At 74.7% G+C, this 23,956-nt stretch carries 24 protein-coding genes; 8 read left to right on the forward strand and 16 right to left on the reverse strand.

The window, feature by feature from the left end; translation table 11 throughout:
• Nucleotides 1-86 precede the first annotated feature (86 nt).
• The 4 genes from AC069R_RS14775 to AC069R_RS14790 all read left to right on the forward strand — a co-directional run bounded on the left by AC069R_RS14775 (nt 87) and on the right by AC069R_RS14790 (nt 3,613).
• The gene (locus tag AC069R_RS14775; protein ID WP_478767190.1) at nt 87-1,052 is read left to right on the forward strand and encodes an NADPH:quinone oxidoreductase family protein; all 966 of its coding nucleotides are present in this window, start codon (nt 87-89) and stop codon (nt 1,050-1,052) included.
• Nucleotides 1,049-2,230 (forward strand): acyl-CoA dehydrogenase family protein, encoded by a 1,182-nt coding sequence (locus AC069R_RS14780; RefSeq protein ID WP_478767191.1) that lies wholly within the window; start codon nt 1,049-1,051, stop codon nt 2,228-2,230. Before AC069R_RS14775 ends, AC069R_RS14780 begins: the two co-directional genes overlap by 4 nt.
• Complete coding sequence (locus AC069R_RS14785; RefSeq protein WP_478767192.1) at nt 2,227-3,315, forward strand: acyl-CoA dehydrogenase family protein; 1,089 nt, start codon at nt 2,227-2,229, stop codon at nt 3,313-3,315. The genes AC069R_RS14780 and AC069R_RS14785 overlap by 4 nt, the downstream gene beginning before the upstream one ends.
• A 103-nt stretch (nt 3,316-3,418) precedes the next feature.
• On the forward strand, nt 3,419-3,613 hold the full coding sequence (locus AC069R_RS14790; RefSeq protein ID WP_037658873.1) for a hypothetical protein: 195 nt from the start codon (nt 3,419-3,421) through the stop codon (nt 3,611-3,613).
• A gap of 5 nt (nt 3,614-3,618) precedes the next feature.
• Here AC069R_RS14790 and AC069R_RS14795 read toward each other — a convergent pair whose 3' ends face one another.
• The 3 genes from AC069R_RS14795 to AC069R_RS14805 form a co-directional block, all read right to left on the reverse strand.
• Complete coding sequence (locus AC069R_RS14795; RefSeq protein ID WP_478767193.1) at nt 3,619-4,857, reverse strand: phosphodiester glycosidase family protein; 1,239 nt, start codon at nt 4,855-4,857, stop codon at nt 3,619-3,621.
• A gap of 75 nt (nt 4,858-4,932) precedes the next feature.
• Entirely contained in the window at nt 4,933-5,292 is a 360-nt protein-coding gene (locus tag AC069R_RS14800) for a DUF779 domain-containing protein (protein ID WP_478767194.1), read from the reverse strand.
• Nucleotides 5,293-5,332: 40 nt separating this feature from the next.
• A complete protein-coding gene (locus AC069R_RS14805; protein ID WP_478767195.1) occupies nt 5,333-6,793 on the reverse strand; it encodes a purine-cytosine permease family protein in 1,461 nt (486 codons plus the stop codon).
• A gap of 93 nt (nt 6,794-6,886) precedes the next feature.
• Between AC069R_RS14805 and AC069R_RS14810 the strand changes: the two genes are divergently transcribed.
• Nucleotides 6,887-7,531, forward strand: a complete 645-nt coding sequence (locus AC069R_RS14810) for a TetR/AcrR family transcriptional regulator (RefSeq protein ID WP_397987449.1) — start codon at nt 6,887-6,889, stop codon at nt 7,529-7,531.
• A gap of 112 nt (nt 7,532-7,643) precedes the next feature.
• Nucleotides 7,644-9,257, forward strand: a complete 1,614-nt coding sequence (locus AC069R_RS14815; protein ID WP_478767196.1) for an amidohydrolase — start codon at nt 7,644-7,646, stop codon at nt 9,255-9,257.
• A gap of 37 nt (nt 9,258-9,294) precedes the next feature.
• On the opposite strand, the gene AC069R_RS14820 is transcribed toward AC069R_RS14815, so the two are convergent.
• Nucleotides 9,295-10,017, reverse strand: a complete 723-nt coding sequence (locus AC069R_RS14820) for a DedA family protein (RefSeq protein ID WP_478767253.1) — start codon at nt 10,015-10,017, stop codon at nt 9,295-9,297.
• Between the two features lie 160 nt (nt 10,018-10,177).
• On the opposite strand from AC069R_RS14820, the gene AC069R_RS14825 reads away from it, so the two are divergent.
• Complete coding sequence (locus tag AC069R_RS14825) at nt 10,178-10,750, forward strand: HD domain-containing protein (protein ID WP_478767197.1); 573 nt, start codon at nt 10,178-10,180, stop codon at nt 10,748-10,750.
• A 48-nt stretch (nt 10,751-10,798) separates the two neighbouring features.
• Nucleotides 10,799-12,055, forward strand: coding sequence for a PP2C family protein-serine/threonine phosphatase (locus AC069R_RS14830; protein WP_478767198.1), 1,257 nt, complete (start codon nt 10,799-10,801; stop codon nt 12,053-12,055).
• A 13-nt stretch (nt 12,056-12,068) separates the two neighbouring features.
• Here the strand turns inward: AC069R_RS14830 and AC069R_RS14835 are convergent, their stop codons facing one another.
• The 12 genes from AC069R_RS14835 to AC069R_RS14890 all read right to left on the reverse strand — a co-directional run bounded on the left by AC069R_RS14835 (nt 12,069) and on the right by AC069R_RS14890 (nt 23,956).
• A complete protein-coding gene (locus AC069R_RS14835) occupies nt 12,069-13,439 on the reverse strand; it encodes an NADase-type glycan-binding domain-containing protein (protein ID WP_478767199.1) in 1,371 nt (456 codons plus the stop codon).
• A gap of 4 nt (nt 13,440-13,443) precedes the next feature.
• Nucleotides 13,444-14,007, reverse strand: coding sequence for a phage tail protein (locus AC069R_RS14840; RefSeq protein ID WP_478767200.1), 564 nt, complete (start codon nt 14,005-14,007; stop codon nt 13,444-13,446).
• A complete protein-coding gene (locus AC069R_RS14845; RefSeq protein WP_478767201.1) occupies nt 14,004-15,974 on the reverse strand; it encodes a putative baseplate assembly protein in 1,971 nt (656 codons plus the stop codon). Before AC069R_RS14845 ends, AC069R_RS14840 begins: the two co-directional genes overlap by 4 nt.
• Nucleotides 15,974-16,396 carry a GPW/gp25 family protein gene (locus AC069R_RS14850; protein ID WP_397987456.1) on the reverse strand — a complete coding sequence of 141 codons (423 nt, stop codon included), beginning with the start codon at nt 16,394-16,396 and terminating at the stop codon, nt 15,974-15,976. Before AC069R_RS14850 ends, AC069R_RS14845 begins: the two co-directional genes overlap by 1 nt.
• Nucleotides 16,396-16,713, reverse strand: a complete 318-nt coding sequence (locus AC069R_RS14855; RefSeq protein ID WP_478767202.1) for a PAAR domain-containing protein — start codon at nt 16,711-16,713, stop codon at nt 16,396-16,398. The genes AC069R_RS14850 and AC069R_RS14855 overlap by 1 nt, the downstream gene beginning before the upstream one ends.
• Nucleotides 16,714-16,750: 37 nt before the next feature.
• The gene (locus tag AC069R_RS14860) at nt 16,751-18,574 is read right to left on the reverse strand and encodes a VgrG-related protein (protein ID WP_478767203.1); all 1,824 of its coding nucleotides are present in this window, start codon (nt 18,572-18,574) and stop codon (nt 16,751-16,753) included.
• Entirely contained in the window at nt 18,571-19,293 is a 723-nt protein-coding gene (locus tag AC069R_RS14865; RefSeq protein WP_397987459.1) for a CIS tube protein, read from the reverse strand. The genes AC069R_RS14860 and AC069R_RS14865 overlap by 4 nt, the downstream gene beginning before the upstream one ends.
• A 52-nt stretch (nt 19,294-19,345) precedes the next feature.
• Complete coding sequence (locus tag AC069R_RS14870; RefSeq protein WP_478767204.1) at nt 19,346-19,771, reverse strand: phage tail protein; 426 nt, start codon at nt 19,769-19,771, stop codon at nt 19,346-19,348.
• Between the two features lie 25 nt (nt 19,772-19,796).
• Nucleotides 19,797-22,754 carry a hypothetical protein gene (locus tag AC069R_RS14875; protein WP_478767205.1) on the reverse strand — a complete coding sequence of 986 codons (2,958 nt, stop codon included), beginning with the start codon at nt 22,752-22,754 and terminating at the stop codon, nt 19,797-19,799.
• Nucleotides 22,755-22,866: 112 nt separating this feature from the next.
• A complete protein-coding gene (locus AC069R_RS14880; protein WP_164932503.1) occupies nt 22,867-23,025 on the reverse strand; it encodes a DUF6760 family protein in 159 nt (52 codons plus the stop codon).
• Nucleotides 23,022-23,519 carry a hypothetical protein gene (locus AC069R_RS14885; protein ID WP_478767206.1) on the reverse strand — a complete coding sequence of 166 codons (498 nt, stop codon included), beginning with the start codon at nt 23,517-23,519 and terminating at the stop codon, nt 23,022-23,024. The genes AC069R_RS14880 and AC069R_RS14885 overlap by 4 nt, the downstream gene beginning before the upstream one ends.
• On the reverse strand, nt 23,516-23,956 hold the full coding sequence (locus AC069R_RS14890) for a phage tail protein (protein WP_037662774.1): 441 nt from the start codon (nt 23,954-23,956) through the stop codon (nt 23,516-23,518). Before AC069R_RS14890 ends, AC069R_RS14885 begins: the two co-directional genes overlap by 4 nt.

Here is a 23,956-nt window from a genome sequence, read left to right on the forward strand (position 1 = left end):
GTCCGGGGGGTGTTCCCTGACGGGCAAGCGACCGCTTAGTATGCGGACGGATCCGGTCGGACGATGCGGTCGCGTGGAGGCCCCGTATGCAGGCATGGCAGGTGCACGAGAACGGCGAGCCGAGCGAGGTGATGCGCCTCACCGAGACCGGGCGGCCCGTGCCGGGCGACGGTCAGGTGCTGCTGCGGGTGCGGGCGGCCAACGTCAACTTCCCCGACGCGCTGATGTGCCGGGGCCAGTACCAGGTGCGGCCCCCGCTGCCCTTCACGCCGGGCGTGGAGATCTGCGGCGAGACCGAGGACGGCCGCCGGGTGCTCGCCACCCCCGCGCTGCCGTACGGCGGTTTCGCCGAGTACGCCCTCGCGGACGCCGCCGCCCTGCTGCCCGCGCCCGAGGCGCTGGACGACGCCGAGGCCGCCGCGCTGCACATCGGCTACCAGACCGGCTGGTTCGGGCTGCACCGCCGGGCCCGCCTCGAAGCGGGCGAGACCCTGCTGGTGCATGCCGCGGCCGGCGGTGTGGGCAGCGCGGCCGTGCAGCTCGGCAAGGCGGCCGGCGCCACCGTGATCGGCGTGGTCGGCGGCGCCGAGAAGGCCGCCGTGGCACGGGAGCTGGGCTGCGACGTGGTCGTGGACCGGCGCGCCGAGGACGTCATCGCCACCGTGAAGGCGGCCACCGGCGGGCGCGGCGCCGATGTGATCTACGACCCCGTCGGCGGCGAGGCCTACGCCCAGTCCGTAAAGCTGGTCGCCTTCGAGGGCCGGATCGTGGTCGTCGGCTTCGCCAGTGGCACCATCCCGACCCCCGCGCTCAACCACGCCCTGGTGAAGAACTACTCGATCCTGGGCCTGCACTGGGGCCTGTACAACACCAAGAACCCCAAGCTGGTCCAGCACTGCCACGAGCAGCTGACCGAGCTGGCCGCGCGCGGCGCGATCAAGCCACTGGTGAGCGAGCGGGTGCCGCTGGCCGGCGCCGCGGCGGCCGTGCAGAAGGTGGCGGACGGCCGCAGCACCGGCCGGATCGCCGTGACGACGGAGGTGGCGGCGTGAGCGACGCCGGCGAACTGCGCGACCGTGCACGGGAGTTCCTCGCCGCGAACCCGCCCGAGCGGACCGGGCGGCTGGACTTCCTGCGCGCCCGCTTCGACGCGGGCCTCGCCTGGGTGCACTACCCCGAGGGGCTGGGCGGCCTCGGCGCGCCGCGCTCCCTCCAGGCCGTCGTGGACGCCGAGCTGGAGGCGGCGGGCGCCCCCGACAACGACCCCCGGCGGATCGGCATCGGCCTCGGCATGGCCGCGCCGACGATCCTCCAGTACGGCACCGAGGAGCAGAAGCGGCGCCTGCTGCGGCCCCTGTGGACGGGCGAGGAGGTCTGGTGCCAGCTGTTCAGTGAGCCCGGCGCCGGGTCCGACCTGGCCGCGCTCGGCACCCGCGCCGTCCGGGAGGGGGACGAGTGGGTGGTCGACGGGCAGAAGGTGTGGACCTCCAGCGCCCACCTCGCCCGCTGGGCCATCCTGATCGCCCGCACCGACCCGGACGTGCCCAAGCACCAGGGCATCACCTACTTCGTCTGCGACATGACCGACCCCGGTGTCGAGGTGCGGCCGCTGCGGCAGATCACCGGTGAGGCCGAGTTCAACGAGGTCTTCCTCACCGGTGTCCGCATCCCCGACAGCCGCCGCCTCGGCGCGGTCGGCGAGGGCTGGCGGGTCGCCCAGACCACCCTCAACAACGAACGCGTCGCCATCGGCGGCATGCGGCTGCCCCGCGAGGGCGGCATGATCGGCCCGGTCGCCGAAACATGGCGGCAGCGACCGGAGTTGCGCACCCATGACCTGCACCAGCGGCTGCTGAGGCTGTGGGTGGAGGCGGAGGTCGCCCGGTTCACCGGCGAGCGGCTGCGCCAGCAGCTCGCCGCGGGCCAGCCCGGCCCCGAGGGCGCCGGCATGAAGCTCTCCTTCGCCCGCCTCAACCAGGAGATCAGCGGCCTGGAGGTGGAACTCCGGGGCGAGGAGGGCCTGTTGTACGACGACTGGACCATGCGCCGCCCGGAGCTGGTGGACTTCACCGGCCGGGACGCCGGATACCGCTATCTGCGGGCCAAGGGCAACAGCATCGAGGGCGGGACCAGCGAGATCCTGCTGAACATCGTCGCCGAGCGCGTCCTCGGGCTGCCCGCCGAGCCGCGCACCGACAAGGACGTCGCCTGGAAGGACCTGGCCCGATGACCGACCTGCTGTACTCCGAGGAGGAAGAGGCGCTGCGGGCGGCCGTGCGGGACCTGCTCACCGACCACTGCCCCGCGGCCGGTGTCCTCGCCCGCGCCGAGTCGGCGGCCCCGCACGACCCGGGCCTGTGGAAGTCGCTCGCCCAGAGCATGGGCCTGGCCGGGCTGCTGATCCCCGAGACGTACGGCGGTCAGGGCGCAACCCATCGTGAAGTAGCGGTCGTGCTTGAGGAGTTGGGCCGGGCGGTCGCCCCGGTGCCGTACCTCACCAGCGCGGTCGTGGCCACCGAGGCCCTGCTTGGCTGCGGCGACGCGGAACTGCTGGCGAAGCTCGCGACCGGGCGCACCATCGGCGTGCTCGCCGTCGGGCTGCACCTCGGTCCGGGCGCCGCGGTACCGGTCGTACGGTTCGAAAACGGCGCCCTGCACGGCGAGTTGACCGGCATCGCGGATGCGGCCGCCGCCGATGTGCTGCTCGTACCGGCCGACGACGGCGGTCTGTACGCCGTGGCCGCCGACGCCGTCACCCGCACCCCGCAGATCTCCCTGGACCTCACCCGGCCGCTCGCCACCGTCACCCTCGACGGGGCACCCGGCCGCCGGGTCGGCGACGCCGAGCCCGCCGTACGACGGGCGCTGCGGGCCGCCGCCGGGCTGCTCGCCTCCGAGCAACTGGGCCTCGCCGACTGGTCGTTGACCGAGACGGTGCGCTATCTCAAGGAGCGCAAGCAGTTCAACCGGCCGGTCGGCGGGTTCCAGGCGCTCAAGCACCGGCTCGCCCAGCTGTGGCTTGAGGTGGTGAACCTGCGGGCCGCCGCCCGCGTCGCCGCCGACGCCCTGGCCACCGGCGAGGACACCGACATCACGGTGGCCGTCGCCCAGGCGTACGCCGCCCCCGTCGCCGTCCGCGCCGCCGAGGAGGCGCTCCAGCTGCACGGCGGGATCGGCATGACCTGGGAGCACCCCGTCCACCTGTACCTGAAGCGGGCCAAGGCCGGCTCCCTCGCCTACGGCACCGCGGGCGCCCACCGCGAGGCCCTGGCCGAACTGGTCGACCTGCGGGCCCCCCGGAGCCGTATTACCTGAAACACCACACGATCGGAGGACATGTCAGCCGCCCGGCGAAACCCCCCGCTACGCCACACTTGCGGCCGAACGCCGCTCATGGGCGTGGCGGAGGAGGTTCCCGATGGCGATTTCCATCTCTGTGGTGCTGCTGCTCCTGATCCTGGCGGTGATCTTCATGCGCAACGGTTCGCTGAAGGTCTCCCACGGCCTGGTCTGCGTCATGCTCGGCTTCTACCTGGCGTGTTCGAGCATGGCGCCGACCATCCACAACGGGCTCGACGCGACGGCCGCCCTGGTGAGCAGCCTGCGGCCCTGAAACGGTCAGCCCGTGGTGAAGACGCCGACCCCGTTCGCCACGGGCCGCTCGGCGCCGCCGCTCGGATGGTTGCGAACCGTCACGGCGGCCGCGCCGCTGTCGCGGGTGACCATCTCGGTGGAGCCGCCGCCGTCCAGGTTGAACGCGTCGGCGGCGCCCAGCGACCGCATCGTGGCGGCCTCCTCCGCGATCGTCAGGCCGGACCGGTAGGCGACGGCGCCGTCCAGGGCCAGGATCAGCAGCCGCCGTCCGCTCGCGTCGAAGCCCACGGCGGTGCGCACCGCCGAGGTGGTGTCGTCCAGGCCGGACAGCGGCCTGCCGTCGCGCAGCACCGGGAAACCGCCGAGCGCGAAGGCGTAGGCGACCCTGGAGACGGCCGCGACCAGTTTGTGGGTGACGGACACCGCGTCCCCGACGGCGAGTTCGCGCAACTGCTCGGCGCCCTTCTCGCGGCCCACCAGGACCGTGGTGCCGGCCGGGATCGCGCCGCTGCCCGGAGCGTCGGCGACGGTCACCACCCGGCCGCCGCGCACCGTCACCTCGTACGTCTCGGAGCTGCAACCCGCCGCCCGGTTGGTGTCGGTGCCGCAGACCGCGCGCTCGCGCGAGGCGCTGCCCCAGCGGGAGGTGTAGGCGCCGACCGCGTTCTGCGGCAGCGCGTACTGGTTGAGGCCCTTCAGGGGCAGGGTGCCCCGCGGGGTGCGCACCGAGCCGGTCAGGGTGAGGTGGTCCAGGCGGGCCCGGCGGTCGGTGCCCACGCCGAGGACGTCCTCGGTGTCCGTGCCCGGCGGCAGCGCGGGCCCGAACCGCTGGCCGTCCGGCACCGCGGCCTTGAGCACCCGGCCGTCCGCCACGGCCGGGCCGACGCTCGCACCGGTGGGGTCCACGCCCGGATGCTGGGTCTCGGTGATGTCGAAGAAGTCCCCGTTGACGCCCGCGACCGCCTTCGCCGCGTCCGCCATCCGGGAGACCGTGGCGCGGGCGGCCACCGCGCCCGGATCGAGCAGGCCGACGCGCACACGCGGATCACGGAGGTCGACCGTGAGCAGATGGGCGTGCGTGGTGCCCGCGGCGGCCGGGAGGTCGAACTGCCGGTAGGTGACGCCCGGCGCGATGGTGGTGCCCGCCGGAACGGCACCGGCCGGCGCCGCCCCCGCGAGGGCCGCGCCGGCCAGTACACCGAACGCCGTGACAACCGTGAGAACCGCTCTGCCCGCTGCCGAACGCCCGCGACGTCTGGTCACCGTGCCCCCTGATGTTTCGTCAACTGTCCCTGTGTGCAGGGGCAGTGCACCAGAAGAGGGCGGCCGGTGGGAGGACTAGGCGTCGACTACGCGAGAACGGGTGAGAAAACGCACCCCCTCGGGTGCCTCCAGGGAGAATCCGCTGCCCCGGCCCGGCACGACGTCCACGATGAGCCGGGTGTGGCTCCATGCCTCGTACTGGCTGCGCGACATCCAGAAGGTGACCGGCTCCGCCACCCCCGCCACGTCCAGCTCGGCCAGCAGCACGTCCGAGCCGCCGGTGCGGAACTCGCCCTCCGGATAGCACATGGGTGCGCTGCCGTCGCAGCAGCCGCCGGACTGGTGGAACATCAGCGGTCCGTGCACGGCGCGCAACCGGCGCACCAATTCCTGAGCGCGCTCGGTGAGTTGCACGCGCGGGACTTCCTCTTCCATGGCACCGTCCTGGAATTAGGGGCGTCCGACCCGGCCAGTCTCACGGATGCGCCCGGCGCGGTCCAGAGCGCGCGGCGGCAGGCGTCAGCAGCGCGTAGGCGACGGCGGACACGACGAGGCCCGCCGGGAGGGCGAGGTCCACCCCGCCGAGGGCGGTGGCCAGCGGCCCGGTGTAGACCGTGTCCACGCACAGCGCGGAGGCGGCCACGCCCAGGCAGAGGGCCAGCGTGCCGCGCCAGTTGACGCCGCCGGTGAACCAGAAGGGGCCGGCCGGGGACCCGTCGGCGAGCGCGGGACCGTCGTACCGGTTGCGGCGCAGCAGGATGTCGACGGCGAACACGGCCGTGCTGGGGCCGAGCAGGACCACGGTCAGCTGGAGCACATCGCCCACCGTGTCCAGGAAGTTGGAGACCAGCAGCGCGTACAGGGTGAGCGCGACGGACACGGTGCCGTCGATCAGGACGCTGACCTGGCGGCGGATGCGCAGGCCGACCGCCTGGAGGGCGAGCCCGGCGCTGTAGGCGGTCAGCGCGTTGAGGGCGATGGTGCCGAGGACCAGCGCGAACAGGAAGACGGGACGGAACCAGGCGGGCAGCAGCGGCTGGAGGGAGGACTCCGGGTCGTTCATGTCGACGGCGGTCGCGGCACACGCGCCGAGCCCGCACACCACCACACCGGGCAGGAATCCGCCCAGCGCCGTCCAGCCGGCCACCGCACGCGCCGGGGTGGCGCGCGGCAGATAGCGGGAGAAGTCCGCGCTGGTGGAGTAGGAGAGGGGGTTCGAGGCGATCAGGGCGACACCGGCCAGGACGGTCGCCCACAGCGCGTTGCCGGTCAGCGGACGCTCCGGGACGTACCCCAACTCCGTGTGCCGCAGCACCACGACCCCGAGGACCGCGAACACGGCCGTCAGGGCGAGGGTGATCGGCAGGTAGAGCCGGACGATCGCGGCATGGCCGTAGACGCTGATGGCGAGGGTGATCGCGGCGATGAGCACCACCACGAGCGCCTTCACCGCCGTGCCCACCGGCAGACCGGTGTCGCCCACCAGGGAGAAGGCGGCGGTGGCCGCGGCGGCCAGGTTGAGCGCGAAGTAGCAGACCGAGATCAGCCAGCCGGTCACCGCGTTGTTGACCCGGTTGCCGCGCACCCCGTACAGCGTCCGCGTGATGACCTCGCTCGGCGCGCCCGCCGCGGGTCCCGGTATCGCGAGCAGCCCGGTGAGCAGCCAGAACAGATTGCCGACGACGATCACCGCGAGCGCCTGCCACAGGCTCAGGCCCATCAGCACCAGGGCCCCGCCCACCACCAGGCTCAGGTAGTTGACGTTGGCGGCGGCCCACACCGCGAACAACTCCCTCGGCCTGCCCCGGCGTTCGGAGTCCGGGATGTGGTCGATGCCGTGCGCCTCCATGCCGCCGGAGCCTTGGGGCGCGGGGGCGGTCTTCTCGGCGGACGTGGTCCGCGCGTCGGGACTCGGGTCGGGGAGCGTGGACGCCATGGGGCCCTCCGGAAGCGGCGGGAAGGGAGGCCGGCCGCTTATTGGGCAAGCGACCAGTTGCTTATTGGTCGGTCACTCAATAGCATCGCCGTCATGTCGTCAAGCGTTCAGCGCAAGCGAATCCGCAAAGATCCGGCCGCCCGGCGGGCCGAGATCGTGGACACGGCCGCCGCGATCGCGCTGGCCGAGGGCCTGGAGTGCATCACCCTGCGCCGGGTCGCCGAGGAGCTGGCGGTGCGGCCGGGGCTGATCAGCCACTACTTCCCCTCGGCCGAGGAACTGGTGGCGGAGGCGTTCGGCAGCGCGGCCACGGGGGAACTGGACCGCCTGCTGCCCGCCGGGCCGCACGACGGCACCCCGCTGGAGCGGCTGGCACGCTTCCTCGGCCACACCTCGGGGGAGGCGTACGACGCGATCAGCCGGCTCTGGCTCAACGCCCGCCACCTCAGCCGCTACCGGCCCCCGCTGCGCGACCGGGTCGCCCTCCAGGAGGCCGACTGGCGCGCCCGCCTCGAAGGACTGATCCAGGACGGCGTGGCCGCCGGCGAGTTCCGCACCGGGGACCCCCTCGCGGTCGCGCTCCAGATCCTCGTCGTCCTCGACGGGCTCAGCGTCGACGTCAACACCGTCAGCCCGGAACTCCCGGCCGCGGTGGTCCGCATGGCGCATCGCACCGCGGAGCATGAACTCGGGCTGGACGAGGGCGCGTTGACGCGCGCCGCCGTCACCGCCGGCTGACGTCCTCCACCTGCCGCGAAGCCCGAAGACCGATCCCCGAAGACCGATCCCCGACATTCGAAGCCCGACGCCTGAAGCCCGAAGTTCGAAGCCCGAAGTCCGAAGGAGCCCCGTGCCCGCCGACCTCGTCCTGCTCTCCGCCCGGCTGCTCGACCCGGCCACCGGCGGCCTCCTGCCGCACACGGCGCTCGCCGCGCACGGCGGCCACATCGTCCTGCTCGGCGACGACCGGGAGGCCCGCGCGCTCGCCGGGCCGCGCAGCACCGTGCTGGACCTGCGCGGCGCGGTGGTCGTGCCGGGCCTGACCGACGGGCATCTGCACCCGGTCTCCGGCGCCGAGCGCACCATGGGCGTCGACCTCTCCGGCTGCCGCGACCTGGACGCCGTGCGGGAAGCGCTCGCCGGGACCGCGCGGAAGCTGCCGCCCGGCGCCTGGCTGCGCGGCTGGGGCCTGGACCCCAACGCCTTCGGCACCGCCCCGGTCGGCCACGCCGCGCTCGCCCCCGTCCTCGACGGCATCCCCGCCCTCCTCGACCTCTTCGACGGCCACTCGCTGCTCGCCAGCGAGCGCGCCCTGGAACTGGCGGGCATCGACGGACCGCGCACGTTCGCACAGGGCTCGGAGATCGTGTGCGACGCCGAGGGCCGGCCCACCGGGCTGCTCCTGGAGGACGCCGCCTGTGAGCCGGCCGAGGCCGCCGCGCCCAAGCCGACCGGGGCCCAGATCCGGGCGCGGACCGCCGAGGTGCTGGGCGCCATGGCCGCGGCCGGCCTCACCGGCGGGCACGCCATGGACGGCACCGGCCTCGGCGTCTACGCCGCGCTGGAGGACCGGGACGCGCTGCCCCTGCGGCTGCGGGTACACCCCTGGTGCCGCCCGGAGACGGACGACGACGCCCTCGCCGAGCTGATCAGGCTCCAGGGCAGCGGCGGCGCGCTGTGGCGGGTGGCCGGGGTGAAGCTGTTCATGGACGGCACCATCGACAACGGCACCGCCTGGCTGGAGGACCCCGACCGGCACGGCGAGTCCGCCCGCGCCTTCTGGCCCGACCCGCGCCGCTACAGCCAGGTGATCGCCGCGCTGCACCGCGCCGGAGTGCCCACGGCCACCCACGCCATCGGCGACGCGGCCGTACGGCATGTGCTGGACTGCGTGGAAGAGGCGCAGGCCGGGCACCCGAGCGGCGTCCGGCACCGCGTCGAGCACATCGAGACCGTGCCGGACGACACCGTACGGCGGTTCGGGCCGCTCGGGGTCGCCGCGTCCATGCAGCCCACGCACTGCTGCGAGTTCACCCGCGCCGACCACACCGACAACTGGTCGCGGCGGCTCGGCGAGGAGCGGGCGGCGCGCGCGTTCCGCTGCCGTGACCTGTGGGCGGCCGGGGCCACGGTGGTGCTCGGCTCCGACTGGCCCATCGCGCCGTACCCACCGCTCCAGGTCATGGCCGGCGCCCGGCACCGCCGCCCCGCCGACCTCTCCCTGCCGCCGCACGGCCCCGAGCAGGCCCTCACCGGCCTCCAGGCGCTGCGGGCGATGACGGTGAACGCCGCGTGGGCCGCGGGGGAGGAGGAGTGCGCGGGCCGGCTCGCCGTCGGGCACCGCGCCGACCTCACGGTGCTCGCGGAGGACCCCCTCGCGGTGGCCGACACCGAGCTGGCGGAGGTGCCGGTGGTGCTCACGGTGGTGGCGGGACGGGTGCGGCACCGGGCGGCGGGGGTGTAGGGGGGCGGGGGCTAGCGGGGCTTCGGGAGGGCCCCGCTCACTGGTCGCGCGGCTCCGAGCGGTCGTACCGTTCCGACCGGTCGTCCCGCTCGGGCTCGCCGGGCCGCTCGGACCCGTCGTCCTGCTCGGGCTGGTCGTGCCGCTCCCGATGGGTCCTGTGCGCCTCCACCAGCAGCGGCAGCATGGAGGCGACGACGACCACCGCGACCAGCGGCAGCAGGTAGTCGTCCACCTGGGGGACCGACGCGCCGAGGGTGAAACCCGCCAGGACCAGGGCCTGCGACCAGAGCACCCCGCCCACGGTCTGCCAGAGGGTGAACGGCCGGGCGGGTACCCCGAGCGCCCCCGCCACCGGATGCAGCACCGTGCGCAGCAACGGCACGAACCGGCCGATCACCAGCGCCTTGCCGTAGCCGTACCGGGCCAGCAGCTCCTCCGCGCGGGCCGCCGCGCCCTTCACCCGCTTGCTGGAGGTGCGCGCGAGCAGTGCCCGGCCGCCGTGCCGCCCGATCAGATAGCCGACCTGGCCCCCGGCCACCGCGCCGATCGCCGCGCACAGCAGCACCTGCCACAGCGCGAGCCGCGGCGGCTGCCCGGCGCTGCCCGCGCACAGCACACCCGCCGGGAACAGCAGCGTGTCCCCCGGCAGGAAGAAACCGAAGACGAGCAGCCCCGACTCCGCGAAGATCACCGCCAGCACCCCGAGCGCGCCGAAGGCGGCCAGCACCGAGGCACTGTCCAGCGGGTTGACGGCGATCACCGGCCGCGCCTCCTGCCTCCTCACGGGCTTCTCGCTCCAGCATCCTGCGCGGGAAGGATTTACGCCCGGTCTGTGGGAACGTACAGGCCGGACGGGACCGACATCTTCCGGCCACCCGTCGTACACCCTCCCGTACACCCCGCCGAGGCAGCGTGTCCTCATGACGCACCGCCCGATCTCCTCCGTCGACGCGCTCATGGGCCTGCTGGCCGGGTGCGCCGGCGTCTGGGACAGGCCGGACCGCTCCGGCGACCCGGTGGACATCCTCGACCACGGCCTCCAGGTCGCCGCCCTGCTCGCGGTGAGCCGCCCCGGCGACGAGGAGGCGCAGGCCGCCGGGCTCGTCCACGACATCGGCCACCACCTGGTGCCCGGCGACGAGGCCGGACACGGCCCCCATGCCGCGGCGGCCGTCGAGGGCCTGCTCGGACCCCGCGTCGCCCGCCTGGTCGCCCTGCACATTCCGGCCAAGCGCTACCTCGCCGCCACCGATCCGCGGCTCGCGCTGTCCGCGGAGAGCGCCCGCACCCTCGGCTGCCAGGGCGGCCCGATGACCCCGGCGGAGGCGGCCGCCTTCGAGGGCGGCCCGGACTTCGCGGCGGCGGTCGCGCTGCGCCGCGCCGACGACGCCGGGAAGGTCGTCGGCCTGCGGGTACCTCCCCTGGAGAGCTGGCGGCCGGTCCTGGACCGGGTCGCGGCCCGGCAGAGCCGGGAGGGCGCCCGCGGATGCTGAGGTGCTCATGGTGGGACGGTGCGGGTGTCCCCCTTTAAGGTGAGTCCTGTGGTGGATTGGTTTCAGCCGTTTCGCCAGTCCGCGGTCGACTCCGTCGAACACGGTCCCGCCGGGCCCGCCCCGGAAACGGTGCCCGCGGGCCCGGCCGGGCTGCGCGCGGTGGCGGCCACGATCGGTACGACCCTCGACGAGGACACGACCTGCGCGGAGCTGACCCGCGCCGCCGTCGCCCAGCTGGGCGGCGCCGCGGCCGTGCTCCGCTGGGGCCGCGAGGCGGGCGTCGCTTATGGGGCGGTCGGCGGGAACCCGGCCCTGCTGCCCGAGGCCCGGCGGGTCGCCGCGGCCGCCCGCGGCGCCGCGGACCCGGACCAGGACCTGGCCGTCGCCGCGGAACCCGGCGACGAACGCTCCGCGCTCTGCGTACCGCTGGCCACCGGCGGCCGGAACTACGGCGTGCTGGTCTGCGCCCGCGACCGCGCGCCCTACGCGGCACCCGAGGCGGAGTTCCTGCGCTTCCTCACCGAGCGCGCCGCCTCCCACATCCGGGGCGCCCGCGAGCACGACGCGGTCAGCGGCATCGTCGGCAAGCTCCAGCGCGCCCTGCTGGCCGAACCAGGCCGCCCGCACCCGAACCTGGACGTCGCCATCCGCTACCTGCCCGTCGGGCACAGCGCGCTGGTCGGCGGCGACTGGTGCGAGACCGTACGACTGCACTTCGGCCGCACCCTGCTGGTCGTCGGCGACGTCATGGGGCACGGCCTGGAAGCCGCCGTCGACATGACCGCCTACCGCTCCTCGCTGCGCTACATCGCCTCCGCCGACCTGCCCCCGCACCGGGTGCTGCGCCAGCTCGACGACATGGCCGCCGACGAACCCGAACGCAGGCCCGCCACCTGCCTGCTGGCGCAGATCGACCCCAACCGGGGCCTGGTGACGCTGGCCAGCGCCGGGCATCTGCCGCCGTTCGTGATCGACGCGGACGGCCGGGCGACTCCGCTGCCGGTACCCGTCGGACCGCCGCTCGGCACCGGGCTCGGCGGCTATGAGCCGGCCACCTTCCGGCTGGCGCCGGGGCAGACCCTGATCCTGTTCACCGACGGGCTGGTCGAGCGGCGCGGCGAGGACATCGACCGCTCCCTGGACCGGCTCGGCGCGATCGACTTCGGGGCCGCGCCGGGCCTGGAGGACATCCTCGACACCGTGGTCACCCGGCTGGACGCCCGCGCCACCGAGGACGACGTCGCCGCCCTGGCCGCCCGGCTGCGCCCGCGGTCGCAGCCGGGCCAGGAGCGTCGACTCCCCTGATCCGGAGCGGAGTTCAGCTCCGCTGGAAGAACTCCACCTCCGCGACGGCGACATGGCGGCCGGCCGTCAGTCCGGTGACCGAGTGCAGCACCAGGCGCACCCGCACCACGTCGTCGATCCCGGTCTGCACCGTCTGCGGACCCGCCTTGTCGCTCAGCGAGATGGACTTGTGGTGCACGGTGCCGTCCGAGGACGTGACCTCCATGTCCATCTGGAGCGCACGGGCCTCGGTCGCGTACTGCTCCGGCGAGTCGGAGGCGCCGTTGGTGATGATGAGATCCACCAGCCGGAACGGCTTGCCGAAGGTGTACGTCACCGAGGCGCCCGGCCCCGGCGCGCCCCAATAGCGGTTGCTCAGGCCGTCCTTGGTGTTCGACGCCGGATGGCCGGGCACGGCCGCGCTCGCCGTGACACGGGTCGCGGTGACGGCCTCGGTGCCGGCGAGCTTGTCGCGGGTGTCCTCGAACAGGGCGCGCCCGGCGGGCAGCAGCAGGAATCCGCCCACGCCCAGCGCGAGCACCACCAGCAGGATCACCAGGACCCGCACCCACCGCCCGGACCCGGCCCGCACCCGGCGCCGGAACGGCCACACCGTCCGCCACCAGGGCAGCGGCGCGGGGGCCGCCTGCGGGTTCAGCGGGGTGGCACAGCGCCGGCAGAACCTGCGCCCCGGCGGATTCGGCGTCCCGCACGCGGGGCACGGCGGCCCGACCACCTCGTCCCGCCGCTCCACCGGCCGCACGACGGGCCGCGGCGCGACCGGCTTTCCGGGCAGCACGGGAGCGGGCTGGTGGGCCGCCGGCTCGACGGGCTCGGGAGCACGGGGCGCCCGCGGGGCCGGGGCGGCGGGGGGAGTGCGGGGCGGGGGTGCGGCAGGGACGGAGGGCGGCGAGGTACGCGGTTCCGGAGAGGCCGGGGAGGCCGGAGAGGCCTGGGGTGTCGGCGGTGCCGGAGGTGTGCGCGGGGTCGTGGCCGCCGCCCGCTCGGGAGCCGTGCGGGGCGCCGGGGGAGCCGGGGGCGCGGCGGGTGTGCTGCGTGCGGGGGGTGCGCCGGACTCGCCGGACGCGGTGGGTGCCGTACCGCGAACCGGCGGAGCCTGGACCGGCCCGGCGTCGGCGTCGGTACGCGTCGTACGGCGTTCCTCCGCACGGGACCGGGTGTCGGCCGCCGTCGAACCCGAACTCGCCTCGCTCGTCCGGCCGTTCGGGCGTGAGTCGACCTCCGGCGTCGAGGCGGGCGAACTCCCTTCGTCCGCAGGGGCGTTGCCGCCGCCCACCGGCGTCCGCGCGGCCCCTTCCGAGGACCAGCCCAGATACGCACCGCAGTTGCCGCAGAAGTCGTCGTCGGAGCCGTTGGACGCCCCGCACGCGGGACAGGCGCGCATGGCGTCACCTCCCTTCGTCGGCGGGCGGTCCGGACAGGATCTCGACCCGGCAGGAGACATGGACGGGACAGTGGGCACGGACGATCTCGCGGACGCGGTCCGCGTCCACCACCGGCTCCCGGCCCGGCCACACCCGGACCAGCACCTCACCGGAGGGCGCGGGCGGCAGCGGGCTGCCCGGCGTACGGGACCACACCGCGCCGCCGTCGCCGGTGACCTCGGCGTCCACCCCGAGCGTGAGCCGCAGCCGCTCCACGAGACCGCGCCGGGTGCCGCGCCAGCGGTGCAGCTCGACCGCCCGTACCACCGCCTCGCGGCGCAGCTCGTCCGGCCACTGCGGGTCGTCGGCCGCACCCACCCAGGACGCCAGCCAGGCCACGAAGTCGGCCGGGGCGACGCGCGGGTCGAGATAGGCGGCCAGATTGTCGAGCGTGGCGAACACGGGGGCGAGGACGGTGTCCAGGCCCGCCGTGAACCGCTGCGCGAAGTCGTCGTCGGCGTACAGCGCGGGCAGCAGCCCGCCGATCGGATGCCGGCTCGGCAGACCGGGAACGGCGGCACGGCTCATGGCCGCCCCTCCGGCTCGATGGGCTGCACGACGACCTGGTGCTGGTAGGAGAAGACCAGCGCGCCCGGACCGACGTCGATACGGTCCACCGGCGCGCCGCGCCGCCCGGTGATCGGGTCGGCGGCGAACAGCCGGATGTCCTCCACCAGCGCGTTGCCGGTGGCCCGCTGGAGCACCCCGAACACCTCGCCGTACTGCACCGGACGCCCGAACGGCCAGCCGGTGCCGTCCGGGCCGCCGCGCAGCGGGTTGAGGTACCGGAACAGCGCGGCCAGCGCCGCGTCCCGCACCCGGTCGGAGTCGGCCGGTGCGGTGGCCAGCCGGGCGACCACGGTGACGCCCTGGTAGACCGGCGGCTCCACCACCAGCCGGGTGCCGATCAGACGCCGTTCGTCCAGGCTCTCGGTGATCGCGGTCAGCACCTGGTCGGACGGGATGAGCTGCTCGAAGCGGAGCCGGTCGTCGCCCTCGTCGGCGACCGCGTCCGGCACCACCAGCACCCGCACCGCACCCGGCCCGGCCCCCGCGTCCCCGGCGGGCAGACAGCGCACCCGGCGCACCGAGGGCGCCGCCTGCCGGGCGATGATCTCGTGGTCCTCGGCCGTGACCGCCCGCTCCTGCATGCGCAGCGCGTCCGGGGCACGCAGCTTGGCGTTGGCGACGGTCTCCCCGTCCACGCCGCCGCGCGCCGCCTCCCGGTTGACGACCCGCGCGATGTACGGCACCGAGCTGCGCAGCACCGAGATCGCGCCGCGGGCCACATTGCCGGCCGGGCCGCCGCCGGTGCGGTAGCGGGACACCCGGATGTGGGCGCCCTTCTCCGGCACCGCCCCGCACAGCCGCAGCGTGCCGTCCGGCTCGCGCAGCGCCGGCGGGAAGCTGAACTCGCCGGTGGTGGCGTCCACCCGCACATGCCGGTCGCCGGGGCCCGAGCGGCCGAAGTGCTCGACCACCTCCCAGCGCTGCCAGCCGTCGGCCGAGGAGACCTCCACCAGCGGCGGCCCGCCGTCCAGCAGCACCGGCGGGCGGCCGAGCCGGAACGTCTGGCCCGCCACCCCCTCCGAGGTGCCGAGCGGCACGTCCGTGACGGTCTCGGCGTGCTCGACCGCGGTGGTGCCGCCGACCGTGAACACCGTCGCCTCGCGCACCGTCGGGGACTCCGAGTAGAACGGCTGGCCCGCCTCCGGCTCGGTGACCCGGCAGCGCAGCCAGCCCGCGCGGGTGCCGCCGATGACGGACGCCGTGTGCCCGCCCGGCACGTACACGATCACCTCGCCGGGCCGGTTCAGACCGCCCGTGGTGTCCGCGCCGGTCTCGCACAGCCGCCAGCGGCCGCCGTCCCACGCCTCCCACACCAGCGGCGGCTGGCGCGGATCCACGCCGACGCCCTCCACCCGGCTGTCCAGCCGGACCGCCACGATGCACCGCGGCACCGCCGTGGGCAGCCCGAACAGCAGCGCGTCACCCGGCTGCGGGGCCGCCTGGAAGCACCGCACGTCGCGGCCCTCGGCCAGCTCGCGCGTCCGGTCGGTCTGCTCACCGCCCCGCGGCGCGCTCACCAGCCGGGTCAACTCGCTGGGCACGATCCGCAGTTCGTCCTTGGTGGCGAACACCACGGGCTCCTCGGCCTCGCCGTCCGAGGTGGTCACCTCGGTGCCCGCGGGCAGCGTCACCGCGTCCTGCTGCGGCGCCGACAGCCAGAAGTCCACCTCGGCGCAGGCCGCCGCGGGCGGGAACAGCCGGATGCCCAACAGGTCGAGGAAAGCGGTGTAGTTCTTGTCCGGCACCCGGTTCAGCCGGTACAGCAGCTGGTCCACGATGTACGCGAACGTCTCGATCAGGGTGACGCCCGGATCGGAGACGTTGTGATCGGTCCACTCCGGAGCGCGCTGCTGCACATAGCGCTTCGCCTCGTCGACGAGCTGCTGGAAGCGCCGGTCGTCCAGATTGGGGGAGGGCAGGGCCATCAGTCCGCGACCGCTTCCTCGGTCCCCTCCTCGGAGGGGATCGTGTAGAAGGGAAACACCAGGTTGCGCCGGTCGTTGGTGGAACGGATCGTGTAGCGCACATCGATGTAGAGGGTGCCGTCGTCCACGGCGTCGAAGGCGACGACCACCTCGTCCACGCCGATCCGCGGCTCCCAGCGCTCCAGCGCCTCGCGCACCTGCTGCGCGATCCGGCCCGCGGTGGAGCCGTCGCCGGGCGCGAAGACGTAGTCGTGGATGCCGCAGCCGAACTCGGGCCGCATCGGCCGCTCACCGGGCGCGGTGCCGAGGACCAGCCGGATGGCCTCCTCGATCTCCCGCTCCCGCTCCACCAGCGCGATCCCGCCGGTCGGGCCGACCCGCAGCGGGAACGCCCAGCCCCGGCCGATGAACCGCTCGCTCATCACACCCCTCCGATCTGCACGTTCAGGGCGCCGAGCAGGACGTTCGCGCCGCACGTGGTCTTGTCGCCCGCCCGTGCGGCCGGCAGCCCGCCGATCAGGACCAGGCCCGAGGTCAGCGCGGCCGGACTGGGCATGATCACATTGCCGGGGCCGAGGGCCGCGTGCGGGGGGATCGGGCAGGTGTGCAGGCTGCCCACCACGGCGGCGGGTTTGCCGCCGATCAGCACCCGCGCCACCGTCGCGGCGGCGCCGGGCGGCGGGGTGGCGACCACCCCGCCGTGGCTGGTGGAATCGCCGGTACGGGCTGCGCCGGGCATGTGGGGCTCCTCCTGGGAAGTTTCTGGTGCGGGTGGGTCAGTTGATGCGGACGAGGTCGGCCTTGAGCACCCCCAGCAGGCCGCCGTCCAGCGTGAGGTCGGTCTGCCCGGAGACCGTCGCCGAACGGCCGGACACGGTCGCCGAGTTGGTGCCGTGGATGTCCACGGAGGCGCCCTTCACGGTGACCGTGCCGGTGCCCGCGTCCAGGGTGATGCCGTGCTCGTCCAGGCGCACCGAGGACAGCGCGCGCCGCCCGCCGGCCGCGTACACGGTCAGCGTGATCAGATCGTCGCGGTCGTCGAGCAGCACCTCCATGCGCTCGTCGCCGGTGCGCAGCCGTACCCCGGAGGGCCCCGACCGCGGGTCCAGCAGCTCCACCCGGTGCCCCGAACGGGACACGATGGAACGCCGGTTGACCTTGCCGCTGGTCCCGTCGATCAGCGGGACGTCGTGCTTGGACGGGGTGTCCACGCCGTTGTACAGGCCGCCGATGACGTACGGGCTGTCCAGCAGGCCCTGTTCGAAGCCGACCAGCACCTCGTCGTTGACCTCCGGGCTGACCACGCCCCCGCCGCCCTTGCCGCCCCACTGCACCGTGCGCACCCAGTCGGACACGTACGTGTCGTCCAGCCAGGGGAACTTGAGCCGCACCGCGCCGCTCTGCGCGCCGCCCGGCTCCCGCACGTCCGTCACCACACCGATCGCCAGGCCCGGAATGCGCGGGCCCCGTCCGGGCGCGTTGGCCCCGGTCGCCAGGCCCGCGAGCGACCGGTCCGGGCTGGCGCTGACCCACACCGTGGTCCGGTAGCCGCGGTGCGGATCGAGGCTGTGGTGCACGGCGGTCGCCGTGTACCGGCCGGAGAACGCGGGCCCCACATTGCCGAGCGCCACCGGCACCCCGGCCCGCAGCCGCGGACTGCCCTCCACCACCACTTCCAACTCGGCGAATCCGGAAGCCACTTGGGCGGAGATCGCCGATGCCGCCGCCGCCGTCTCGGCCTGCGTACGGTACGGGGTGTCGGTCACCGTCAGCTTGGCGCTCGCCCCGAACGCGGACGCCAGCGACGGTGAGAGCCCCGGCTGCACCGACTGGCTGGTCACCGACGGCTGCCGGGCCACCAGCGGCGTCTTGGTGGTGACGTCCCAGCCGCGCACCTCCACCTGCGACGCGCCGTCCGCGCCCGACAGGGCGGCCCGCAGCGCCAGCAGATTGCGCCCGTACTCCAGCACCATCGGGCTCTGCGTGGCCGGGGTCGACGGCGCGGGCGCCCCCGACGCCGGCTCGGGCCGGGTGAACTGGAGCACCCCCTTGTCGTCCACCCGCACCTGCGCACCGCTCTCGCCCGCCAGATACTGGAGGAAGTCCCAGTCGGAGACGTTGGCCTGCGACAACTGCTGGTAGGTGACCGGCGCGGCCTCCACCTTCCCCACGGGCAGACCGGCGCCCGCGGCCACCTTGCGCACGATCGCGGCGGCCGTCATGTTCCGGTACGCCACCACCTTCCGGCCGCGCTGCAGCCGGTGCGCCTTGGAATAGGCGCGCACCACCGTGAACGAGCCGGTGCCGTCCCGGTCGATCTCCACCGCCGTGACCTCGCCGTTGAACAACTGCTCGCGCGCCTGCCCGGCGACCGTCACCACCGACACCTTCAGCGGTGTGCCGAGCGTGACGCCGGTCGACTGGAGGAACTCGTTGTCGGGGTCGCGATAGGTGAGCACCGCCGTGTCCGGCAGCCCCACGTTCTCGTCCACCACACAACTCACCAGCTGCGCCGCCCAGACCTGCGGCAGCTCACCGGGCGCCTCCACGACGGGGTCCGCCGCGAACGACCGGCCGCCGCGCGCCTCGGGTGTCGTCACCGCTCCTCCTCACCGCCCGCGTCCCCGAGCGCCGGCACCACCAGTTCGGTGCCGGGCGCCAGGTCCATCGGGTCGTCGATCCCGTTCGCCTCCGCGATCACCCGCCAGGCCGTCGGGTTGCCGTACTCCCGCCAGGCCAGCAGCGCCAGGCTGTCCCCGGCCACGATCGTGTGCGTGCTGCGGGCGGTGCGCGCGCCCGAGGTGGGGTTCTGGCCCGCCGGATCGACGCTCGCCTCCTCGATGGAGAGCGAACAGGTCGCCCGCAGCGGCTTGCCGTCCACGTCGAACAGCGTGTACGTCACCGAGAGCCCCGACATCACCCCGTCGAACGAGGTCGTGCGGGCCGTACCCCACTCGAACCGCACCCAGGGGCTCGCCGGCTTCTTGCGGGCGAGGCTCGCCGGGCTCGGCACGCAGGCCTTCATCAGCTTCTCCACCGCCTGCTCGACCGAGTCGTCGTGCGTCGACGTCGCGTCGAGGAAGACCTCAAGGCTCAGCTCGCGCGGCCCGCTGCCCACGAACTCCGGCAGCGCCGACTGCCCGGCCATCCGCGAGGGGGTGCGCCGCCAGGTGGTGGACTTGCGCAGTTGCAGGGTGGACGGGTTGAACTGGAGATCGAGCCGCGCGATGGTCCCGCCGGGCTTCGCGCCGACCGCCGAAGGGGGTTCCTTCAGGGTCAGTTGGGCCCGGGCACGGCTGGTGCGGGGGGCGGCGGACATACCGGGAACTCCTTTCGTACGGATCGGGGTGACAGGGGGTGGAGCGGCGGGGTCAGGAGGGCCGCAGTCCCTCGTGGGCGATCTCCAGAGTCTCCACCGCCGGCTGCGAGTTGGCCGGGTCGAAGGACGGCCCCTCCCAGCGCACCGGCACGATGCCGAGCACCTGCCAGCCGACGATCCGCGACAGATTCGGCTTCAGCGCCACGATCTCGCCGTCCTTGGGCTCCACGCGGCGCAGCGTCTGGTCCAGCCAGCGGCTGATCTTCATCGTGTCGGCGGTGACCGGCCGGGTCAGCGTGATGTTCGACCAGGTGACCCGGCCCGGCAGCTGCCAGGTGAAGCCGTTGTTGCCGCCCTCCGCGTAGCTCTCCATCTCCACCTGCGCGCCCATGCCGGAGCACGTGTGGAAGGCGCCCAGATCATTGCCGCCGATCTGGAGCCGGAAGAACACGCTCGTCGCGAAGATGTTGTCCGTCATCCGTGGGCCATCCGTTCCATGTCCGCTAGCGCCGTCCGTCGTAGGGGCGTCCGGCGCGTTCCCGTCCCCGCCGCATGTCGGCCCGCAGCAACCGGGCCAACGGGTCCAGCAGCCGCCGCGCCAGGTCCTCCAGGTCGACGCCCGGATCCTGCGGCGCGGCCTCCTTCCCGCCGGCCGTGGTGCCCGGCGCCGGGAAGGCGGCGGGGGCGGAGGCCGAACGGGGGCGGGTGGGCGCGGACTTCCCGGCGGCGGCCCCCTTCGCGTCCCGCTGGACGACATCGATCTGAACGCCGCCCGGAACCACGGGAGTCGGCTCCGCCGGCCGGGCCACCCGCACCACGGGCACGGGGAGCCCGCCGGGCGGCGTGAGCGACGCCGGTGCCGGGGACGCCTGGAGCGGGGGCGCCTGCGCCTCGGTCAGCGGCAGGGCGGCACCGGCCGCCGCCCGCTGGACGGGGGTGTCCGGGCGTACGACGGGGAGTGCGGGGCGAGTCGAAGCGGGTGCCCTCTGCACCTGGGGTGCGGCCTGCCGGGCCTCGGGCGCCGGTTCACGATGCCAGGAGGCGGCCACCACGGGGGGCTTGGCGGGCGCGCCGGGGGCGGCGGGGTGCGGCATGCCTTCAGGGGCACGGGTGCTGAGGGTGAGGGGGCGGGCGGAGAGGAGCGAGCGGGCGGTGGCGCGCACGGCCCGGCGGGGCTCGGCGAGGGCACGGGCCACGACGACGGGGGTGCGCCCTCCGGATGTCGCCGGTCCGGCGGATACCGCGCGCTGTACGACGCCGGTCGCGCCCACGGCCGAGGGGGCGGGCTGGGCCACGGCACGGGTCACCAGGGGAGTGGCCGGTGCGGGCCCCGCGGTGGGCGTCTGGGCAGGTGAGTTGGTCACCGTTCCGGGCGTCCCGGTGCTCGCCGCCGTTCCCAGGAGGGGGGAGTCCTGCCTGGCCGCCGCGCGCTGGACGGAGGGCTGGGCGGGACGGCCACCGGCATCGACCGGCCCACGCGGGGTGGCGGTCGGCGGGAGCGCGGAGAGAGGGGCGCCCAGACCTCCACGGGCGCGGGCCCCGGCCGGGCCGGGCCGCTCGGTACGGCGCGTGGGCGCGGGCCCTTCGGCGGCCGGTCCGGCGCCGGGCCGCGTCGCCGGGGTGGCCGTGGCGCCGGGCAGCGCGGAGGCGTCCGTCTGGCGTTGTACGACGGGCAGCGCCGGTCCGGGCGCCGGCTCGGCGGCGGCAGCCGGTCGGGGAGCCGTGGTGGAAGGTTCCTTGCCGGTGGTGGCGGGAGCGTCCGCGTGGGGCCGTACTCCGGGGAGCAACGGCTTGGCGGGGGCCCCGGTGCCGGGGGCCTCCGCCTGACGCTGGACGACGGGCAGCACCGGCCCGGCGGCGGCACGGGAAGCGGGGGTGCCGTCGGCGGCGGGCAGGCCGGGCGCGTCAGGAGCGTCCACCCGGCGCTGAACTCCGGGAAGGAGCGGCTTGGTTGTCGGCTGGGCGGCTTCTGAGGCGTCCGCCCTGCGCTGGATGACGGGCGGCACCGGCTCGGAGCCTGGCCGTACGTCCGCGGCGTCCGTCTGGCGCTGTACGACCGGCAGCACCGGCCCTGCCGTCGGCTGAGCGTCGGCCGCGCCGGGAGTCTCGGCGGCACCGGTCGCCGGCAGGTCCGGCCTGGCCGGTCGTGTGTCCGCAGCGGGGCCGGGAGTGACCAGCCGCTGCACGTCGGGGAGCAGCGGCCGGGAGGGCGCCGGAGCGTCGGCCGTGGCGGCGCGGGGCTTGGGTGCCTCGGTGGCCGGCAGCTCGTGCCCGGCGGGGCCAGGAGCCTCCGCCTGACGCTGTACGACGGGCAGTACCGGGTCGGCCGGCGGCTGGACCTCGGTGGCGCGGGGTGTCTCGGGACCTTCGGCGGCACCGGTGTGCACCTGGCGCCGCACCTCGGGAAGCAGCGGCCTGGACGCCGCCCGAGCACCGGCCGTACCGGAGTCGTCCGCCTGGCGCTGTACGGCAGGGGCCTGCGCACCGGCGCCGGTCCGCGGGTCGGCCGTGACGGCACGCGGCGCCGCGGCGGCCTCCCCGGCGGCGGCCTCGGGAGCGGCGGGAGCGTCCGCCCTGCGCTGCACGACCGGCAGCACCGGACCACTCGGGGACTCGACATCGGCCGTGACGGAACGGGAAGGACCGTCGACGGCCAACGGGGTCGCGGTGGGCGGGAGTTCCGCCATCGGCGCCCCCAACGGAGCGCGCCCAGTTCCTCGTCCGGGAGCGGAAGCACGCTGAACGACGCCGGCAGCGGAACCCGAACTGGCAACGCCGGCGCCGGAACTGGAACCGGTCACACCGACCCCGGCCTCCGCGCCGGCCCCCGGCGCCGGTCGTACCGCCGTGACCCGGCGTACCGGCCCGGTCGCCACCCGCCGGGCGACGGTCAGCGAGGGGCCCAGCGGTCGCGGTCGTACGGCTTCCGCCCCGCCCGGCTCAACTGCCGTACGCCGAGGCGGGGTTCCGGTGCTCGGAGCATGCGGCACCACGGCGACCCGCCGTACCACCGGAAGCTCCGGTCCGCTCACCCGCCCCGCACGGTCACCGGCAACGGGCTCGGAAGGGGTATGCGGACGTGCCGAGCCGGCTCGGCGCCGTACCGCTCCACCCGTCCGGCCCTCGGCCCGTACCACCCGCTGGACCTGCGCCAGCGCGGAGCCGGCGCCCTCGCCGTCCGCCGCCTCCTCGCCACCGGGCTCCGGCAGTGAGCGCAGCAGCAGCGGGCCGCCGCCTCCGTGCTCGGACCGCTGGACGGCGGGACGCGTCACGCCGTGCACCAGGCCCATCGGCGCCGAGGGCAGCAGCCCATGGCCGAGGCCCGAGTCGAAGGCGGGGTTCTGCCAGGAGGCGAGGCCGTCGCGGAAGGTGAGGCCGTCGCTGACGCCGAGCGGCGCGCGGGCCACGGTCAGCGACGGCGGCGCGACCCGGCGCCAGCCGCCGTCCCATCCCTCGGGCACGGACGAAGACGCCCCCGCCGGCCCGGTGCCGGACGGACCCGACGGAGCCGCCGACGCGGTGTCGGCGGCCCGGTCCCCGCGGCGGCGTACCCCACCCCACCACGCCATGACCTCAACCACCCTCGTTCATACGGGCGTTGATACGGGCGATCTCGCCCACCCACTGCCGGCGCTCCGCGTGGGTGAGGTCGAGGATCTCCTCGCGCTGCCAGTGGAAGTGATAGGCGATGTACGCGACTTCCTCCCGGAGCCGGGGAAGCGCGTACGTCACGATTCCCCCAGGCGCCCACCCGAGAGGTCGACCTCGAAGCCGCCCTCGCAGTGCGGACAGGTCACCGCCGCGCGGGTGTGACCCTCGCTGTTGACCCGGCGGTAGAAGTCCTGGAGGAAGGCGACGTCGGTGGCGTACATCCGCTCCACGATGCCCGCGTGCACATCGGTGATGGTGCCGAGCCGGGTGATCACCTGGCTCAGCAGCACCACACTGAGGTACGCGGGGTTCTCCTTGACCCGCAGGTCGATCTGCGGGCGCAACTCGTCGCGGGCCGTGGCGAGCCGCATCGACCCGCTGCGGTGCAGCGTGCCCGACTCGTCCACGTACCCGCGCGGCAGCTCGAACTCGAACTCGGTGCGCAGCCCGTGCTCGCGCGTGGCCGGGGGGCCGGACGGTGGCGCGGGGGCCTGCGACTGCTCGGGGGCCGGGGCGGGCGCCGTCGCGTCGAGGATCTCCTCCAGGCTGCCCGCCGTCACCGTACGGCGCCTCATTCGACGACGATCTCCTCGAACACGATGGTCACCGTCTCGGTCGCCGCCGCGGACTCGCCCGCCTTGAGCGAGGGACCCTCCCAGCGGGAGGCCCAGCCCTGCATCAGCTGGATCCGGCGCACCGTCTCGCCCTTGGAGTCCTTGATCTCGATGGTCAGGTTCTGCCGGGCGGTGTCGACGGCCCCGTTGTTCAGTGTCTCCTTGATCCACTTGGTGAACTCGCTGGACTTGTCGAGTCCGCGGGTGATCGTGATCTCGCCCGCCTGCCGGGCGCCCGGCTGCTTGCGGATGATCTGCTTGCCCTCCGAGGTGACCTGTCGTACCTCGACGACCTCTTCCTCGACGGTCAGGCCGCTGATCTCCTGGATGGACTCCACCATGTAGCCGCCGAGCTGCACGCCGAAGACATGGGTGGAAAGAGCATCGCCCTCTGCCAT

The organism is Streptomyces sp. NPDC043952, from assembly GCF_056435325.1.

Coding starts and splice junctions, on each gene's coding strand:
- AC069R_RS14775 (WP_478767190.1), top strand. CDS start 87: ATGCAGGCATGGCAGGTGCACGAGAACGGCGAGCCGAGCGAGGTGATG.
- AC069R_RS14785 (WP_478767192.1), top strand. CDS start 2,227: ATGACCGACCTGCTGTACTCCGAGGAGGAAGAGGCGCTGCGGGCGGCC.
- AC069R_RS14790 (WP_037658873.1), top strand. CDS start 3,419: ATGGCGATTTCCATCTCTGTGGTGCTGCTGCTCCTGATCCTGGCGGTG.
- AC069R_RS14800 (WP_478767194.1), bottom strand. CDS start 5,292: ATGGAAGAGGAAGTCCCGCGCGTGCAACTCACCGAGCGCGCTCAGGAA.
- AC069R_RS14805 (WP_478767195.1), bottom strand. CDS start 6,793: ATGGCGTCCACGCTCCCCGACCCGAGTCCCGACGCGCGGACCACGTCC.
- AC069R_RS14810 (WP_397987449.1), top strand. CDS start 6,887: ATGTCGTCAAGCGTTCAGCGCAAGCGAATCCGCAAAGATCCGGCCGCC.
- AC069R_RS14825 (WP_478767197.1), top strand. CDS start 10,178: ATGACGCACCGCCCGATCTCCTCCGTCGACGCGCTCATGGGCCTGCTG.
- AC069R_RS14835 (WP_478767199.1), bottom strand. CDS start 13,439: ATGCGCGCCTGTCCCGCGTGCGGGGCGTCCAACGGCTCCGACGACGAC.
- AC069R_RS14840 (WP_478767200.1), bottom strand. CDS start 14,007: ATGAGCCGTGCCGCCGTTCCCGGTCTGCCGAGCCGGCATCCGATCGGC.
- AC069R_RS14845 (WP_478767201.1), bottom strand. CDS start 15,974: ATGGCCCTGCCCTCCCCCAATCTGGACGACCGGCGCTTCCAGCAGCTC.
- AC069R_RS14850 (WP_397987456.1), bottom strand. CDS start 16,396: ATGAGCGAGCGGTTCATCGGCCGGGGCTGGGCGTTCCCGCTGCGGGTC.
- AC069R_RS14855 (WP_478767202.1), bottom strand. CDS start 16,713: ATGCCCGGCGCAGCCCGTACCGGCGATTCCACCAGCCACGGCGGGGTG.
- AC069R_RS14865 (WP_397987459.1), bottom strand. CDS start 19,293: ATGTCCGCCGCCCCCCGCACCAGCCGTGCCCGGGCCCAACTGACCCTG.
- AC069R_RS14870 (WP_478767204.1), bottom strand. CDS start 19,771: ATGACGGACAACATCTTCGCGACGAGCGTGTTCTTCCGGCTCCAGATC.
- AC069R_RS14885 (WP_478767206.1), bottom strand. CDS start 23,519: ATGAGGCGCCGTACGGTGACGGCGGGCAGCCTGGAGGAGATCCTCGAC.
- AC069R_RS14890 (WP_037662774.1), bottom strand. CDS start 23,956: ATGGCAGAGGGCGATGCTCTTTCCACCCATGTCTTCGGCGTGCAGCTC.